The following is a 13,890-nucleotide window of genomic DNA, read 5'->3' as shown; positions in this document are numbered from 1 at the left end:
CTCCATCCACTTATCGCTTTGGAGCCAGACCAATTGTTCAGGCACTCCCAACTTGAATCTGTCAAAGCATGGATTGCCCATCCGGCTCATGCCACGATGCCGCTTCATGCACGGATACAGCGCGCCATCCGCCAACTGATCGTCAATGGTGCATTGGCATCGGGTAAACCGCTCCCCGCCTCCCGCGCCTTGGCAAAATCGCTGGATGTCTCGCGTGATACGATTGAGGCTGCCTATAGCCAGCTTCATGCAGAAGGCTTTATTGAGCGTCGGGTTGGCAGTGGCAGTTTCGTGGCCGAGATGACCGACTTCTCTGCGGGGCGCAGGCTCTCGCAACGCGATGCGCTTGCCCGCAATCAGGCACCGAACCTGAGCAAACGCGGCAATGCCATGTTTCGAAGCGGCGGTGTGCGTGAACAACTGGTTCCCCGCCCTTTTGCACCAGGTCTGCCGGAAACCCGCAGCTTCCCGATACAACTCTGGGAGCGGCTGGAACGGCAGGTTCTCAAAGAAACCGGCACGCAGGCACTGCTGCACGGCAATCCGCAAGGCACTGAGCCGCTGCGCCGTGCGATTGCCGATTATGTCAATCTGGAGCGTGGCGCCCGTGCCACCGCCGACCGTGTGCTGGTGCTGACCAGTTCGCAGCAAGCACTGACACTCTGCGCCAATATGTTGCTGGATGCCGGTGACAGTATTTTCATTGAAGATCCGGTCTATTACGGCGCTCGCAGAGCTTTTGATGCGGCGGGACTGATCCCCGTGCCAATTCCCGTTGACCGGCAAGGCATTATAGCTGAGCATATTCTCGAAGATCCGCTTAAAGCCAAAGCCGTGTTTCTCACCCCGTCCCATCAGTTTCCGACCGGTGCAACACTGGCGCTGGACAGGCGTCTGGCATTGATCGAATGGGCATCCCGACATCAGGCATGGATTATCGAAGACGATTATGACAGCGAGTTTCGCTATACCGGCAAGCCGACAGCCTGCGTACAGGGGCTCGACCCCCATGACCGTACCATCTATATCGGCACTTTCACCAAATCTCTGTTTCCGGGTCTTCGCATTGGCTATATCGTGCTGCCGCCACAACTGGTTAAACCCATGACCGTAGCGCGCACCTTGCTGGATGGTCATACAGCATCCGTGGCTCAGCTTACACTCGCGCGTTTTATGGAGGGCGGTCATTTCGGTGCGCATATACGTGCCATGCGCAATATTTATGCCGAGCGTCTCGAAGTTCTGACAAAACTCGTCGGGATACATCTGAGCGAATTTATTGAACCGCGTGTACCAATCGGCGGCTTGCAGATGCCGTGTCTGTTGATCTGCGAAATATCGGAGCGTGCAGCCATTGATGCCGCAAGACGTGTCGGCATCGAATTGCTGGGGCTATCGCCGCTTCATGCATCCGGCAGCGGCAGAGCCGGATTTCTGATGGGTTTTGCGGCCTATACACCGGCAGAACTGGAAATTGCCGTTAAAAAGCTCAAAACAGCTTTTCAGAACATCAAAATCTGAAATTTCAAATGGCCTGCCAGTGAATTCAAAAGTGGCCGGTCTAAGCCAGCCATTTCTATACTATGCTCTGTGTCGTATTTTGCCTGCACTCAAGGCAGCACGACTGAAAGACACATGCCATGGATCAACTGCTCACCCCGCTTTCTGCCGAAGATATTGCCCGCTTTGGTGAAACACCCGCAATTCGCTTTGCGCAGAATTTGCAGCTGGTTCAGGAACGTATTGCTGCGGCAGCCTTGCGCAGTGATCGCAAGCCAGAAGATGTGCGTCTGCTACCGGTTACCAAAACTGTTCCTGCACATATTCTGCGCTATGCGTTTGCCGCAGGCATTACAGATTTTAGCGAAAACAAACTTCAGGAAGCCCGCGACAAGCGTGCGAAATTGGAAGATCTTGCGATTAACTGGAGCATTATCGGCCATCTCCAGACCAATAAGGTCAAATATCTCACACGTTTCGCCACAGAGTTTCATGCGCTCGACAGTATCCGCCTTGCGGAAGAACTGAACCGTCGGCTGGAAAGTGAAAACAAAGATCTGGATGTCTTTGTGCAGGTCAACACATCCGGTGAAGAGAGCAAATATGGTCTGCATCCCGATGATCTGCTGCCATTCATCGAGCGCCTGCCCGATTTTCCGCGTCTGCAACCGCGCGGCCTGATGACCCTTGCTCTGTTCAGCTCTGATCTTAATAAAGTGCGCCCATGCTTCCGGCTTCTGCGCAACCTGCGTGATCAGGCGGCGCGGCATCATTCCGGTATCACCAAACTCTCGATGGGCATGTCCGGTGATTTTGAGGCGGCGATTGAAGAAGGCGCGGATATTGTCCGCGTCGGTCAGGCAATCTTTGGCCCAAGGCCGACTGCAGACGCTTTTTACTGGCCGGGTCTGACAGACACAACACAGCAATCAGCTCAGCCATAAAAACAATTTAAGAAATATAATCAAATACTTAAATTGTTAAACTGCCTCTTAAAACCTATTTTCCGATAGACCATTCTGAGATTTTCCGCTTAATCTGTAAACGGAAACCGCTCATCCCTGCGGTAGCCATCTGTGCATTCGGGGGCACGTTGCAGTATGGCAAATAAAATTGCGTCAGCGGATGAGACAGATCTGTTTCCGCCTGCTGATGAGAGACTTCATCTGCAGATATTCAACGAGGCTGGCATAATGCAACAGCCTTCCGGCCGCTTGTCTGTGCCTGCCGGAGCAACCGAAAACCATCCGGTTTGTTCGGCAGAAACACCTCCGCAACCGGAACAGCCTGTTAAAACCTCTGCAGCTGCAAAGAAAAACAAACCCCATTATAGCGGCCACCGTCAGCGCCTGCGCGAGCGTTTCAACAATCATGGCGACGACGTTCTGGCCGATTATGAGCTGCTGGAGCTTTTGTTGTTTCGCACCATTGCGCGGGCAGATACCAAACCTCTGGCCAAAGCTCTGCTCAACCGGTTCGGCAGTTTTGCCGGTGTGCTGGGGGCAGAACCGCAATTACTAAGGGAAGTTGCAGGCTGCGGTGAAGCCGTGGCGCAGGATATCAAACTGCTTAACGCCTGTGCCCGCCGTTCCGGCAAAAGTGAAATCATGAAAAAGGATGTGCTGGATTCATGGAGCAAGGTCATCGCCTATTGCATGACCTCAATGGCCTATGAAAACCGCGAGCAATTCCGCATCCTGTTTCTTGATAAGAAGAACCGCCTGATCGCCGATGAAATACAGCAAATCGGTACTGTCGATCATACACCGGTCTATCCGCGCGAAGTCATCAAACGGGCACTGGAACTGTCCTCTACTGCCCTGATCTTATTCCATAATCATCCGTCCGGTGACGCAACACCATCCCGCGCCGATATTGATATGACCAAGGTAATTATCTCAATTGCATCGCCGCTGAATATCGCTGTCCACGACCATATTATCATCGGCAAAGCTGGTCATATCAGTATGCGCGGCCTCGGACTTATCTGAAAAAATACGCACAAAAATCCGGTTAACCCATTATTAATTATAAACAAAACAATAAGACCGGCTTAACAGAAACATGACATAAACAAACCAAATTGGTCACAATTAACCGGCATAACCGGCTCAAAGGCGCAAGACTAAAAAGACTCGGGCGCCAGACAAATTTCAAGATTGCCTCACATGGCAAATACGGAGCCGGACTATGCGTCACTTTACACTTATGAGCACAGCAGCACTCGCGCTGGCACTTACACAGGCTTCTGCTTTCGCAGCAGATTCCTTCAATAATGACTATAACTACAATGACAGCTCATCGAGCTATGATGCGCCTGCGACATGGGAAGGTAACTATGTCGGCGCGCATCTCGGCACCACTTCTTCCAAAACACCAAGCCCGTTCTCCAGCCGTACTTCGGCAATGGGCGGTATCGTTGCCGGTAAGAACTTCCAGTCCGGCAACTTCGTTTATGGTGGTGAAGTCGAAGGCAACTTCGGTGAAGCGGAACATAAAATTCAGGATGGCGGCCGTCTGCAGCAGTCATGGAGCGGTGTAGCCAAGGTGAAAGCCGGTTATGCCATGGACAAGACTCTGGTTTACGGTACTGTCGGTTATGGCCTGACCCGTTTCAAACCAAAAGACAATGTTACATCCGGCAGCAAATGGGCTGGCGGCGTACAGATGGGCGTTGGTGTTGAGCAACAGCTCTCCGGTCCGTTCTCTGTCAAAGCAGAATATAACTATATGCGTCACAATGGCGTAAAAACCAGCGTGAATGACACACGTTATGAAAACAATCTCAAGACTCACACTCTGAAAGCCGGTGTTAATTACCGCTTCTGATTCTTGAGTATTTGAACAAAACAAACCAAAGCGCCGTATTTTCTTAAATACGGCGCTTTTTTCATATTTTCAGATTTTTTGCTAAAATACATTGATTTTATTATAAAAAACAAAAGCTTGAATAAGCGTATCCATTCTGAATATGGTTTGTTTTTTCAGCATAGGCTTATGCAAATTTTGCATTCCCCCACCTGATTAATGTCAGGATAATAACTTTTTCGATGCATTTTCCTCTTTGTCTTCGTCATTTTCACCGCTTTTCTGTGCGCACCTTTGCGCCGTCTCAACCGGTCAACAGCTTGAGTGTGCCCCGCAGCTTGACTTGAACAGGCTCCCTGATTTTAAAGTTAAGCTGAGGAAATTGGGAATTTAATCATGCAAGCAGTTTTTGACGGCCATAATGATGTGCTGCTTCGTCTTTGGGAGAACCGTAATAAAGGCGAAGATCCGATAAAGGAATTTATCGAAGGAACCACGCAGGGTCATATTGATCTGCCACGCTCCCGCAAAGGCGGCCTTGCCGGCGGTCTCTGCGCGATTTACATTCCCAACCCTGCTACCGGCGAAACAATTTTCGGCGAACCGGACAGCAATGGTCATTACGACACGCCGCTTGCTGCCCCGCTTGACCGCACCTATTCCTTCGACATCGCCAGCGAATTTATCGACATTGCCTATAAGCTTGAACGCGCAGGCGGATGGAAAATCTGCCGTACCGGTCAGGATATCGACAATGCCATTGCAGACGGCGACTTTGCAGCCGTTCTGCATATGGAAGGTTGTGAAGCGCTCGACAAGGATCTGAAGGCACTGGAACTGTTCTATCAGGCCGGTTTGCGCTCGCTCGGCCCTGTCTGGAGCCGCCATAATATTTTCGGCCACGGCGTACCGTTCTCCTATCCGATGAGCCCTGATACCGCACCGGGACTGACCGATGCCGGTAAAGAGCTGATTAAGGCCTGCAATAGCCTCGGCATCCTGATCGACCTGTCGCATATCACTGAAAAAGGCTTCTGGGATGTGGCCAAACTCAGCAATCAGCCTTTGATTGCCAGCCATTCCAATGCCCATGCCCTGACACCGGTTGCACGCAACCTCACCGACAAACAGCTGGATGCAATTGCCGAGAGCAATGGTCTGGTCGGCCTGAACTATGTCACCACCATGCTGCGCGCAGATGGTCAGGTGAATACGGCAACACCGATGAGCGATATGGTGCGCCATATTGATTATCTGGTGAAGAAAGTCGGCATCGATGGTGTGGCGCTCGGCTCGGATTATGACGGCGGCCCGATACCGGAAGGTATTACGGATGCTGCGGGTACACAAAATCTCGTTCAGGCGCTGCGGGAAGCGGGCTATGGCGAGGATGATCTTGCAAAAATCTGTCGTGAAAACTGGCTGCGTGTGCTGCGCTCTGCCTGGCATGAACACCACTGAGCAATCATAAAAAAGCACAAAAACAATCAGTTGACGACAAGTGTCAGCCTCCTTGCGGAGTCCTGCCATTCAATCATATGATAGATAAAAATCTTTCTGCCGGATTAGCTCGGCAGAAAGAAAATAACACGGTGCGATACACGTGTTTTCAGTATCGCAGGCACGTTGAACGGCCAATCATTTGGGATGAAATATGGGGTATATAATGATTAAAAAATCCAACGGGATTAAAACATTAAATCGTTTTGGTTATCTCGCAGCCACCGCCGCTCTGGGCGTATTTGTCAGCGCAGCAGCAGTGCAGGCCGCAACACCGGCCGATACACTGGTTCTGGGCTGGACATTCGATGACATGATTACGCTGGATCCGGCGGAATCTTTCGAGCTCTCCACCGGTGAAATCCTCGGCAACACCTATGACCGCCTGCTGCGTCTCGACCCGAATGATGCATCCAAAGTCATCGGCGACGTTGCGGAAAGCTGGGAAGTTTCCGAAGACGGCCTGACCTATACTTTCAAAATCCGTGAAGGCCAGAAATTCGCCTCCGGCAACCCGCTGACAGCTGAAGATGTGGCCTACTCGCTCATCCGCGCTGTTAAGATCGACAAGAGCCCGTCTTTCATCCTCACCCAGTTCGGTTTCAAGCCGGATAATGTGGAAGAGAAGATCAAGGCAACCGATGCCAATACACTGGTTATCACTGTTGACCAGTCCTATGCGCCAAGCTTCGTGCTGAACTGCCTGACCGCTGACGTGGCTTCGGTTGTTGACAAGAAACTGGTTGAAGAAAACGCCAAAGACGGCGATTACGGCTATGGCTGGCTGAAGACCAACTATGCCGGTTCCGGCCCGATGATTGTCCGCGACTGGCGCGCCAATGAAATCGTTGTTCTGGAACGCAATGACAATTACCGTGGCGACAAATCCCCGCTGAAACGCGCGATTTACCGCTATGTCAAGGAAAGCGCGACCCAGCGTCTGATGCTTGAAAAAGGCGATATCGACGTAGCGCGTAACCTTGAGCCGGGCGACATTGATGCGATTGCCAAGACTGAAGGCGTTTCGCTGGCATCCGCACCAAAGGGCACTGTTTATTACTTCAGCCTCAACCAGAAAAACGAAACTCTGGCCAAGCCTGAAGTGCGTGAAGCTCTGAAATATCTCGTTGATTACAGCGCGATTGAATCAACACTGATTAAACATATCGGTGTTCAGCACCAGACATTCCTGCCAAAGGGTCTGCTCGGCGCGTCGGATGAAAAACCGTACAAGCTCGATGTAGCCAAGGCTAAGGAATTGCTGGAAAAAGCCGGTCTGAAAGACGGTTTCAACATCACCATGGATGTGCGTTCCAGCCAGCCTGTAACCGGTATTGCTGAATCCATTCAGCAGACTTTTGCTCAGGCCGGTATCAAGATGGAAATCATTCCGGGCGACGGCAAACAGACCCTGACCAAATATCGTGCCCGCAAGCATGATCTCTATATCGGTCAGTGGGGCACAGACTACTGGGATCCAAACACCAATGCGGATACCTTTGCCAGCAATCCTGACAATAAAGACGATGCATCGGCCAAAACACTGGCATGGCGCAACGCGTGGGATATTCCTGAGCTGACCAAGGAAACCAAAGCTGCTGTTCTGGAACGCGACACTGAGAAGCGTACACAGATGTATATGGACCTGCAGAAGAAACTGCTTGATGACGGTCCGTTTGTCATTCTGTTCCAGCAGACTGAAGTTGCCGCTTACCGCAATAATGTCGAAAACTACAAGCTGGGCGTGACCTTCACCACCAACTCTGTCTACGACGTATCGAAGAAATAATACGGTATGAGTGTAACCACTATTACAGCATCCGGGCGCAAAAACGCCCGGGTCAGCAAATGGGCTCTCGGGATCGGGAGCTTCTTGCTGGTCGTCATCACAACCTATCTCGGACTGCTGGCTGTGACCTTCTTCATTGGTCGCGTCATTCCGATTGATCCGGTTCTTGCAATTCTCGGTGACCGCGCACCGGCTCATGTTATTGAGCGCACCCGCGAAGAGTTAGGATTAAATCTGCCGATCTGGCAGCAATTCATTATTTATGTTCAAAAAGCCCTGTCCGGCGATTTCGGCATGTCGGTTCTGACCTCCAATCCGGTTATGACTGATATCAAGCGCGTTTTCCCTGCGACAATGGAACTGGCAACAATCGGCACGCTGATCGGCGCTGTCTTCGGCATTCCGCTCGGTGTGCTCGCGGCTGTAAAGCGCGGCAGCTTCATCGATCAGCTGGTGCGCGTTATCGGTCTGTTCGGTTATTCCGTTCCGATCTTCTGGCTCGGCATGATCTGTCTGCTGATTTTCTACGCCAAACTTGGCTGGGTTGCAGGTCCGGGTCGTATTGACGTGGCCTATGAATATACCTTCACGCCGATCACCGGTCTTTATATGCTGGATGCGATTATTCAGCGCCAGTGGGATGCGTTGGGGAATATTCTCTCGCATATCATTCTGCCTGCATCATTGCTCGGTTATTTCTCTCTGGCCTATATCAGCCGCATGACCCGTTCTTTCATGCTCAATGAACTGGATCAGGAATATATCGTTGCAGCGCGTGCAAAGGGCTTAAGCGAAACCAAGATCATCTGGGGTCATGCCCTGCGCAATGCGGCTGTGCCGCTTGTGACTGTGATTGCCCTGTCCTATGCCGGTATGCTGGAAGGCTCGGTTCTGACTGAGACCGTATTCTCATGGCCGGGTCTTGGTCTGTACATCACCAATTCTCTGCAAAGCGCTGATATGAATGCTGTTCTCGGCGGCACTATTATCATCGGCTCTGTGTTTATTGCCCTTAATCTGCTTTCCGATCTGCTCTATCGGACACTCGACCCACGGACGCGCGCACGATGAGTGAGACAACACTTCCAAAAGAAACATGGCGGGAATGGCTGCTCACTGAGCGTCCGCAATCCCGTGCACAAGCCAAACTCGGCCGTTCCTACATGATCTGGCGCCGTTTTACCGCGAATAAACTTGCGGTACTCGGCCTGATTATCATCGGTCTGCTGGTATTTGTGGCTGCCTTTGCACCATGGCTGGCACCGCATTCACCGGTTTCCGGTGATCTGGCCAATTCACGCCTGCTGCCAATGGGCTCACCGGGCTATCTGCTCGGTACAGACGATCAGGGGCGCGATATTCTCTCCCGTCTGATCTACGGCTCACGCTGGACACTCTATGTTGTGCTGCTGGTTGCTATCCTGTCCGCACCGGTCGGCCTTCTGGTCGGCACTGTAGCCGGTTATGCCGGTGGCTGGGTTGATGCGCTGCTAATGCGTATTACCGATATTTTCCTTGCCTTCCCGAAGCTCATTCTGGCGCTCGCTTTTGTTGCGGCTCTCGGACCCGGCATTGAAAATGCGGTTATCGCGATTGCGATTACCTCATGGCCGCCTTATGCCCGTATTGCCCGTGCAGAAACACTGACATTGCGCAATTCGGACTATATTTCAGCTGTGAAACTGATGGGCGCATCCCCTGCCCGTATCGTCATCCGTCATATTATGCCGCTCTGCCTGTCCTCGCTGATCGTTCGTGTGACGCTGGATATGGCCGGTATTATTCTGACTGCTGCCGGTCTTGGCTTCCTGGGTCTCGGTGCTCAACCGCCACTGCCTGAATGGGGTGCAATGATTGCTTCCGGCCGTCGTTTCATTCTCGACCAGTGGTGGGTAGCCGCTGTACCGGGCATGGCCATTCTCATTGTCAGCCTTGGCTTCAACCTGCTTGGTGACGGCCTGCGTGACGCTCTTGATCCGCGAGGCAACAACCAATGAGTGATAAGCTGCTTTATGTTGACGATCTGCGGGTATCATTCCCTACCCGCACCGGCTCGATTGAGGCTGTTCGCGGCGTGTCTTTCACACTGGGACGTGAGCGTCTGGGTATTGTGGGTGAATCCGGTTCGGGTAAATCCCAGACCGGCCGCGCCATCATGGGGCTGACACCACCCCATGCAAAAATCACTGCCAAGCGTCTGGAATTTGATGGTATTGATCTGCTCGGCATCTCTGCAAAAGAACGCCGTGCTTTGCGCGGCAGCCGCGTGGCAATGGTATTGCAGGATCCGAAATATTCGCTCAATCCGGTTATGACCATTGGTCGCCAGATTATTGAGACGCTTTCGGCTCATGCACCGGTCAAAAAATCCGAAGCCCGTCAAAAGGCTCTGGAAATGCTGGAAGCGGTACAGATCCGTGATCCGGAGCGCGTTTTTGATCTCTATCCGCACGAAGTATCCGGCGGCATGGGACAGCGCGTAATGATCGCGATGATGCTGATTGCCCAGCCTGAACTGCTGATCGCCGATGAACCGACTTCGGCTCTCGACGTCACCGTTCAGCTTGAAGTGCTTGGTATTCTCGACAAGCTGGTGGCAGACCGCGGAATGGGGCTGATCTTTATCAGCCACGATCTGCGTCTGGTCTCCTCATTCTGCGACCGCGTTATCGTGATGTATGCCGGTCGTATTGTTGAGGAAATTGCCGCAAGCGATCTGGCCAATGCAAAACATCCATATACTCAGGGGCTTCTGAACTGCATGCCTAAGATCGGCGCTGACCGTCATCCGCTGCCAACCCTGCAACGTCAGGCGGAGTGGAGCGTATGACCGGTACCAGTACAAAAACACCTGCCAATCCGGCATTGTTCATTGAAAATCTCAATGTATTGTTCAATGACTTCCACGCGTTGAAAGATGCCTCGATCACGGTTGCTAATGGCTCCTCCTTTGGTCTGGTCGGTGAATCCGGTTCGGGCAAGTCCACACTGCTGCGCGCAGTTGCCGGACTGGCACCAACCTCTTCCGGCAAGATTGAGGTCAACGGCAAGCCAATACCAAATCCGCGTGACAAGGCCTTCTACAACACAGTACAGATGGTGTTTCAGGATCCTTACGGTTCCCTGCACCCGCGCCAGACTGTAGATCGCCTCTTGCTTGAGCCATTGGCTATCCACGGCATCAAAGACACGGAGAAGCGTATTGTCCGTGCATTGGATGAAGTAGGCTTGGGCTCCGGCTTCCGCTTCCGCTATCCGCACCAGCTTTCCGGTGGTCAGCGTCAGCGTATTGCGATTGCACGCGCCCTCATCGTCGAGCCAAGCATTCTGCTGCTGGATGAACCGACTTCCGCACTTGATGCTTCCGTTCAGGCGGAAGTGCTCAACCTGCTGGAGCAGATCCGTCGTGACCGTAAGCTGACCTTCGTTATGGTCAGTCACGATCTCGCAGTTATCACTCATATGTGTGATGAGCTGGCAGTTATGCAAAATGGTACGATTGTTGAGAAACTCAAAGCTGATGATCTCGCCAAGGGCAATCTGAAAGAAGACTATACACGCAATCTGATGGTTGCCAGTGAAGGCTTCAAACGCTGATTTCCTGACATCATTAAAAAATCAGGCCGCGTGTCTCACGACCGCGGCCTTTTCTTCATCTACACAATGATTTCAGATGGTTAGCACCACTATCGGAATCATTTTCTCAAACAAAAAAGGCGCTCTGTATTAAGAGCGGCTTTTTTGTAATTCTCAGCCTATAAAATGTTAGAGCGACCTTTGTGCGCCCGGGAGGGCGCACGGCGCTCTAAAAAATCAGCTGGCTTTTTTCTGTTTTGCTGCGGCTTTTTTCGCAGGTGCAGCCTTGGCAGGCGTTGCTGCAGGCGCTTTAGCTGCTGCTTCATTGGCTGCGCGCTGATCGGCACTCATCGGGCTGGTATCAACAACCGAACGCACAGTGCCGTTGGCGCTGATTGTGCAGCGTGCATCACGGGAATCCACTTTCAGGATCACATCCGTATTGCCACCGCCGCCCGGACGGCTGTCTACAGCAGTAACCACGCGCTCCGGAATATAGTAGCGGTTAGCCGCTGCTGTAATGCACGGATTTGCCAGTTCAGGCGCTACATTGCTGCGCACGAATTGCGGGAAGCTAGGCATTTGCGAAGCAACCGGAACCGGCGCCTGTGCAGCAGCCGTTGTCGGAGCCGGTGTTGTATTGGATGTTGTGGTACAGGCGGCAACCAGCGGAGCAAACATTGCCAGAAGTACAAAACGTTTTGCGGAACCTGTGCTGGTGCGCATACCATGCCTCATTCATAAAACAGATGTTATTGCAGTGAAATCGTCACTTTTTTCTGAGCCGAACCTATTCGCTTTTTCCCAAATGTCGAGTGGCAGCACAGTCACACTGACCAACAATCCTTCATGCTCCACAGTCAAAATGTCCTGCACGGCCATTATCCGCAACAGATTTTATGGAGCCTTGCTGACAAGCCAGTTCAATGCCACCCGCCAGTCTGTCATGCGGATCGGCGTACCGTGATTGCCGCTTTCATAACGATGCATCACCACCGGATATCCGCCCTTTGTTTTGCGCAAAGACCGGTAAAAAGCTTCCTGACTGTCAATCGCAAAAACCGGATCACGACTGCCATGGCTTAGGAAAACCGGAACCTTACGTTTAAACGCAATGCTCTTGCGGAACTGGTCATCCCAGAGGGAGCCAAGCAGTGCCAGCCCGTCAATCTGCTGCGCCGCAGTTGCATCCGCAGTCAATTGCCAGCACAGCACACCACCCGCTGAACCGCAGGTGACAATCACCTTGGCACGTGGTGCCTGCTGCTTCATGGCAGCAATCAAACCGGAAATTTCTGAAGTTCCCTTGGCTGCGAAATCCGAAAAATCAGGGGCGAGATAGACACCACCACCCTGCACCACCAGATTCTTAAGCCGGTTAAAATTACCGCCAAATGTAAAGTCATTCACACCCTGATGGCGGTTGCCGCCTTTACCATGGAGATAGAGCACAATCATGGAGGTCTGTGATGTCAATTTGCCGACCTGATAGGTCTTCACCATGCCCGCTGCAGTCGGCACAGCAACATCCTTCTGCTGCGCCCGTATTTTCAGCGAGACATATTTATCCTGCACCCGTTTCTCAACAATGGTGTCGCGCCCGTTAATGTCGCGCATTTCATTATAATCGAGGATGAGATAATTGCCGCCATCGGCGCTTTTCAGCACGGTCTGTGCAGAAAACAAGTCATCTTTGAAAGGTTGTAACTGCGGTTGCGCATGAGCCATACCAGCGCAGAATAATCCCGCAGCCAGAACCAGCGCCCCCGCAGGCCGCAATGAAATTCCCAAAACTCCCACTGCAATCTCCCTTTGCAGCCTCCCCTTTTAGTCCTTGAGCATTCTCATAATAAAAATACCCGCGCGCAGAGTGCTGCGCACGGGCTTTTTTGTCAAACCAAGTCTCGTTTAATTAACAGGCTTCAGATTTTGAGCTGATGATAGGAGCGGTTGAGATAAACCAGCGCTTCATTGCCCTCGGCCTGCGACTGTTCCGCAGAAATCTGCCGCAAGGCCAGCACTTCCCCGAACAGAACATGATGCGTGGCATGATCCTGACGCGAGATGATCTTGCAATCGAGACTTGCCAGCGCGCCTTTGAGAACCGGCGAGCCTGTCGCCATGACATCCCACTCAGCCAAGGCAAAACGCTCTTCCATGGTCAGGTGATTGCGGCCGGCAAAAGCCTCTGCGAGATCTTTTTGCCCCGCATGAAGCACATTGAAAGCAAAAACACCGTTTTCAATGAACATCAGATTATCGGTATGCACACGCTGCAGGCAGATCAGAATGGTCGCCGGATTATCTGATACGGAACAACCGGCAGAAAGCGTCAGAGCACGGCGTCCGGCCGGACCGTCAGTCGTCACAATATTCACAGCACCGGCAAACTGGCTCATCGCATTGCGATAGTTCAGCGGATCCACAGCCTGATTTGTCGTCACAATAGACTTTACCATATTCATTTATATCGCTCTGCCAGTGCACCACTATAAAATGCGCATAAGATTTCAACACCCTCTTACACGTCCGGTGCCCACTTTACAGTACCAACTCTTCGATTTTAGCAATCAAATGACAGTGAGGACTGTCGTTTAACTCTATAAAAGCAGAATTCTAAACACGACAACAGAAAATCAGCACAGTTACGTAGGTATGGCCAGAACAAGTTTAAGTATCTGAATCAAAAAGCGACTGACACAAGCGAAAATGGTGAT

Annotated in this window: 13 protein-coding genes; 10 read left to right on the top strand and 3 right to left on the bottom strand. The window is 52.0% G+C overall.

From position 1 onward, the window contains the following. Positions 1 to 33 precede the first annotated feature (33 nt). The 10 genes from BKD14_RS12120 (at position 34) to BKD14_RS12075 (ending at position 11,194) form a co-directional block, all read left to right on the top strand. A complete protein-coding gene (locus tag BKD14_RS12120; protein ID WP_075656431.1) occupies positions 34 to 1,521 on the top strand; it encodes a PLP-dependent aminotransferase family protein in 1,488 nt (495 codons plus the stop codon). Positions 1,522 to 1,640: 119 nt separating this feature from the next. Further along, positions 1,641 to 2,444: a YggS family pyridoxal phosphate-dependent enzyme gene (locus BKD14_RS12115; protein ID WP_075656289.1), complete on the top strand. Its 804-nt coding sequence runs from the start codon at positions 1,641 to 1,643 to the stop codon at positions 2,442 to 2,444. Positions 2,445 to 2,720: 276 nt separating this feature from the next. After that, positions 2,721 to 3,491 (top strand): DNA repair protein RadC, encoded by a 771-nt coding sequence (radC, locus tag BKD14_RS12110; protein WP_075656429.1) that lies wholly within the window; start codon positions 2,721 to 2,723, stop codon positions 3,489 to 3,491. A 199-nt stretch (positions 3,492 to 3,690) separates the two neighbouring features. Beyond that, entirely contained in the window at positions 3,691 to 4,329 is a 639-nt protein-coding gene (locus BKD14_RS12105) for an outer membrane protein (protein WP_075656287.1), read from the top strand. Positions 4,330 to 4,704: 375 nt separating this feature from the next. Then, entirely contained in the window at positions 4,705 to 5,769 is a 1,065-nt protein-coding gene (locus BKD14_RS12100) for a dipeptidase (RefSeq protein ID WP_075656285.1), read from the top strand. Between the two features lie 205 nt (positions 5,770 to 5,974). Next, the gene (locus tag BKD14_RS12095) at positions 5,975 to 7,597 is read left to right on the top strand and encodes an ABC transporter substrate-binding protein (protein WP_022710894.1); all 1,623 of its coding nucleotides are present in this window, start codon (positions 5,975 to 5,977) and stop codon (positions 7,595 to 7,597) included. Positions 7,598 to 7,603: 6 nt separating this feature from the next. Then, positions 7,604 to 8,668, top strand: coding sequence for an ABC transporter permease (locus tag BKD14_RS12090; RefSeq protein ID WP_075656283.1), 1,065 nt, complete (start codon positions 7,604 to 7,606; stop codon positions 8,666 to 8,668). Further along, the gene (locus tag BKD14_RS12085; protein WP_022710892.1) at positions 8,665 to 9,594 is read left to right on the top strand and encodes an ABC transporter permease; all 930 of its coding nucleotides are present in this window, start codon (positions 8,665 to 8,667) and stop codon (positions 9,592 to 9,594) included. The genes BKD14_RS12090 and BKD14_RS12085 overlap by 4 nt, the downstream gene beginning before the upstream one ends. Next, positions 9,591 to 10,427 (top strand): ABC transporter ATP-binding protein, encoded by an 837-nt coding sequence (locus BKD14_RS12080; RefSeq protein WP_022710891.1) that lies wholly within the window; start codon positions 9,591 to 9,593, stop codon positions 10,425 to 10,427. Before BKD14_RS12085 ends, BKD14_RS12080 begins: the two co-directional genes overlap by 4 nt. Next, positions 10,424 to 11,194, top strand: coding sequence for an ABC transporter ATP-binding protein (locus BKD14_RS12075; RefSeq protein ID WP_022710890.1), 771 nt, complete (start codon positions 10,424 to 10,426; stop codon positions 11,192 to 11,194). The genes BKD14_RS12080 and BKD14_RS12075 overlap by 4 nt, the downstream gene beginning before the upstream one ends. A gap of 216 nt (positions 11,195 to 11,410) precedes the next feature. On the opposite strand, the gene BKD14_RS12070 is transcribed toward BKD14_RS12075, so the two are convergent. The 3 genes from BKD14_RS12070 to BKD14_RS12060 all read right to left on the bottom strand — a co-directional run bounded on the left by BKD14_RS12070 (position 11,411) and on the right by BKD14_RS12060 (position 13,638). Beyond that, positions 11,411 to 11,899 (bottom strand): hypothetical protein, encoded by a 489-nt coding sequence (locus BKD14_RS12070; RefSeq protein ID WP_075656281.1) that lies wholly within the window; start codon positions 11,897 to 11,899, stop codon positions 11,411 to 11,413. A gap of 171 nt (positions 11,900 to 12,070) precedes the next feature. Then, complete coding sequence (locus BKD14_RS12065; RefSeq protein WP_075656279.1) at positions 12,071 to 12,901, bottom strand: phospholipase; 831 nt, start codon at positions 12,899 to 12,901, stop codon at positions 12,071 to 12,073. Positions 12,902 to 13,095: 194 nt separating this feature from the next. Then, on the bottom strand, positions 13,096 to 13,638 hold the full coding sequence (locus BKD14_RS12060; RefSeq protein ID WP_022709840.1) for a flavin reductase family protein: 543 nt from the start codon (positions 13,636 to 13,638) through the stop codon (positions 13,096 to 13,098). Between the last annotated feature and the right edge of the window lie 252 nt (positions 13,639 to 13,890).

It is taken from the genome of Pseudochrobactrum sp. B5 (assembly GCF_001939785.1).
Classification (GTDB): domain Bacteria; phylum Pseudomonadota; class Alphaproteobacteria; order Rhizobiales; family Rhizobiaceae; genus Pseudochrobactrum; species Pseudochrobactrum saccharolyticum.
This window is presented reverse-complemented; position numbering and strand designations above follow the sequence as displayed.

Excerpts from the sequence above, each read along its gene's own strand:
- BKD14_RS12060 (WP_022709840.1), bottom strand. The coding sequence starts at position 13,638 with ATGAATATGGTAAAGTCTATTGTGACGACAAATCAGGCTGTGGATCCG.
- BKD14_RS12095 (WP_022710894.1), top strand. The coding sequence starts at position 5,975 with ATGATTAAAAAATCCAACGGGATTAAAACATTAAATCGTTTTGGTTAT.
- BKD14_RS12070 (WP_075656281.1), bottom strand. The coding sequence starts at position 11,899 with ATGCGCACCAGCACAGGTTCCGCAAAACGTTTTGTACTTCTGGCAATG.
- BKD14_RS12075 (WP_022710890.1), top strand. The coding sequence starts at position 10,424 with ATGACCGGTACCAGTACAAAAACACCTGCCAATCCGGCATTGTTCATT.
- BKD14_RS12085 (WP_022710892.1), top strand. The coding sequence starts at position 8,665 with ATGAGTGAGACAACACTTCCAAAAGAAACATGGCGGGAATGGCTGCTC.
- BKD14_RS12100 (WP_075656285.1), top strand. The coding sequence starts at position 4,705 with ATGCAAGCAGTTTTTGACGGCCATAATGATGTGCTGCTTCGTCTTTGG.
- BKD14_RS12090 (WP_075656283.1), top strand. The coding sequence starts at position 7,604 with ATGAGTGTAACCACTATTACAGCATCCGGGCGCAAAAACGCCCGGGTC.
- BKD14_RS12080 (WP_022710891.1), top strand. The coding sequence starts at position 9,591 with ATGAGTGATAAGCTGCTTTATGTTGACGATCTGCGGGTATCATTCCCT.
- BKD14_RS12105 (WP_075656287.1), top strand. The coding sequence starts at position 3,691 with ATGCGTCACTTTACACTTATGAGCACAGCAGCACTCGCGCTGGCACTT.
- BKD14_RS12115 (WP_075656289.1), top strand. The coding sequence starts at position 1,641 with ATGGATCAACTGCTCACCCCGCTTTCTGCCGAAGATATTGCCCGCTTT.
- BKD14_RS12065 (WP_075656279.1), bottom strand. The coding sequence starts at position 12,901 with ATGGCTCATGCGCAACCGCAGTTACAACCTTTCAAAGATGACTTGTTT.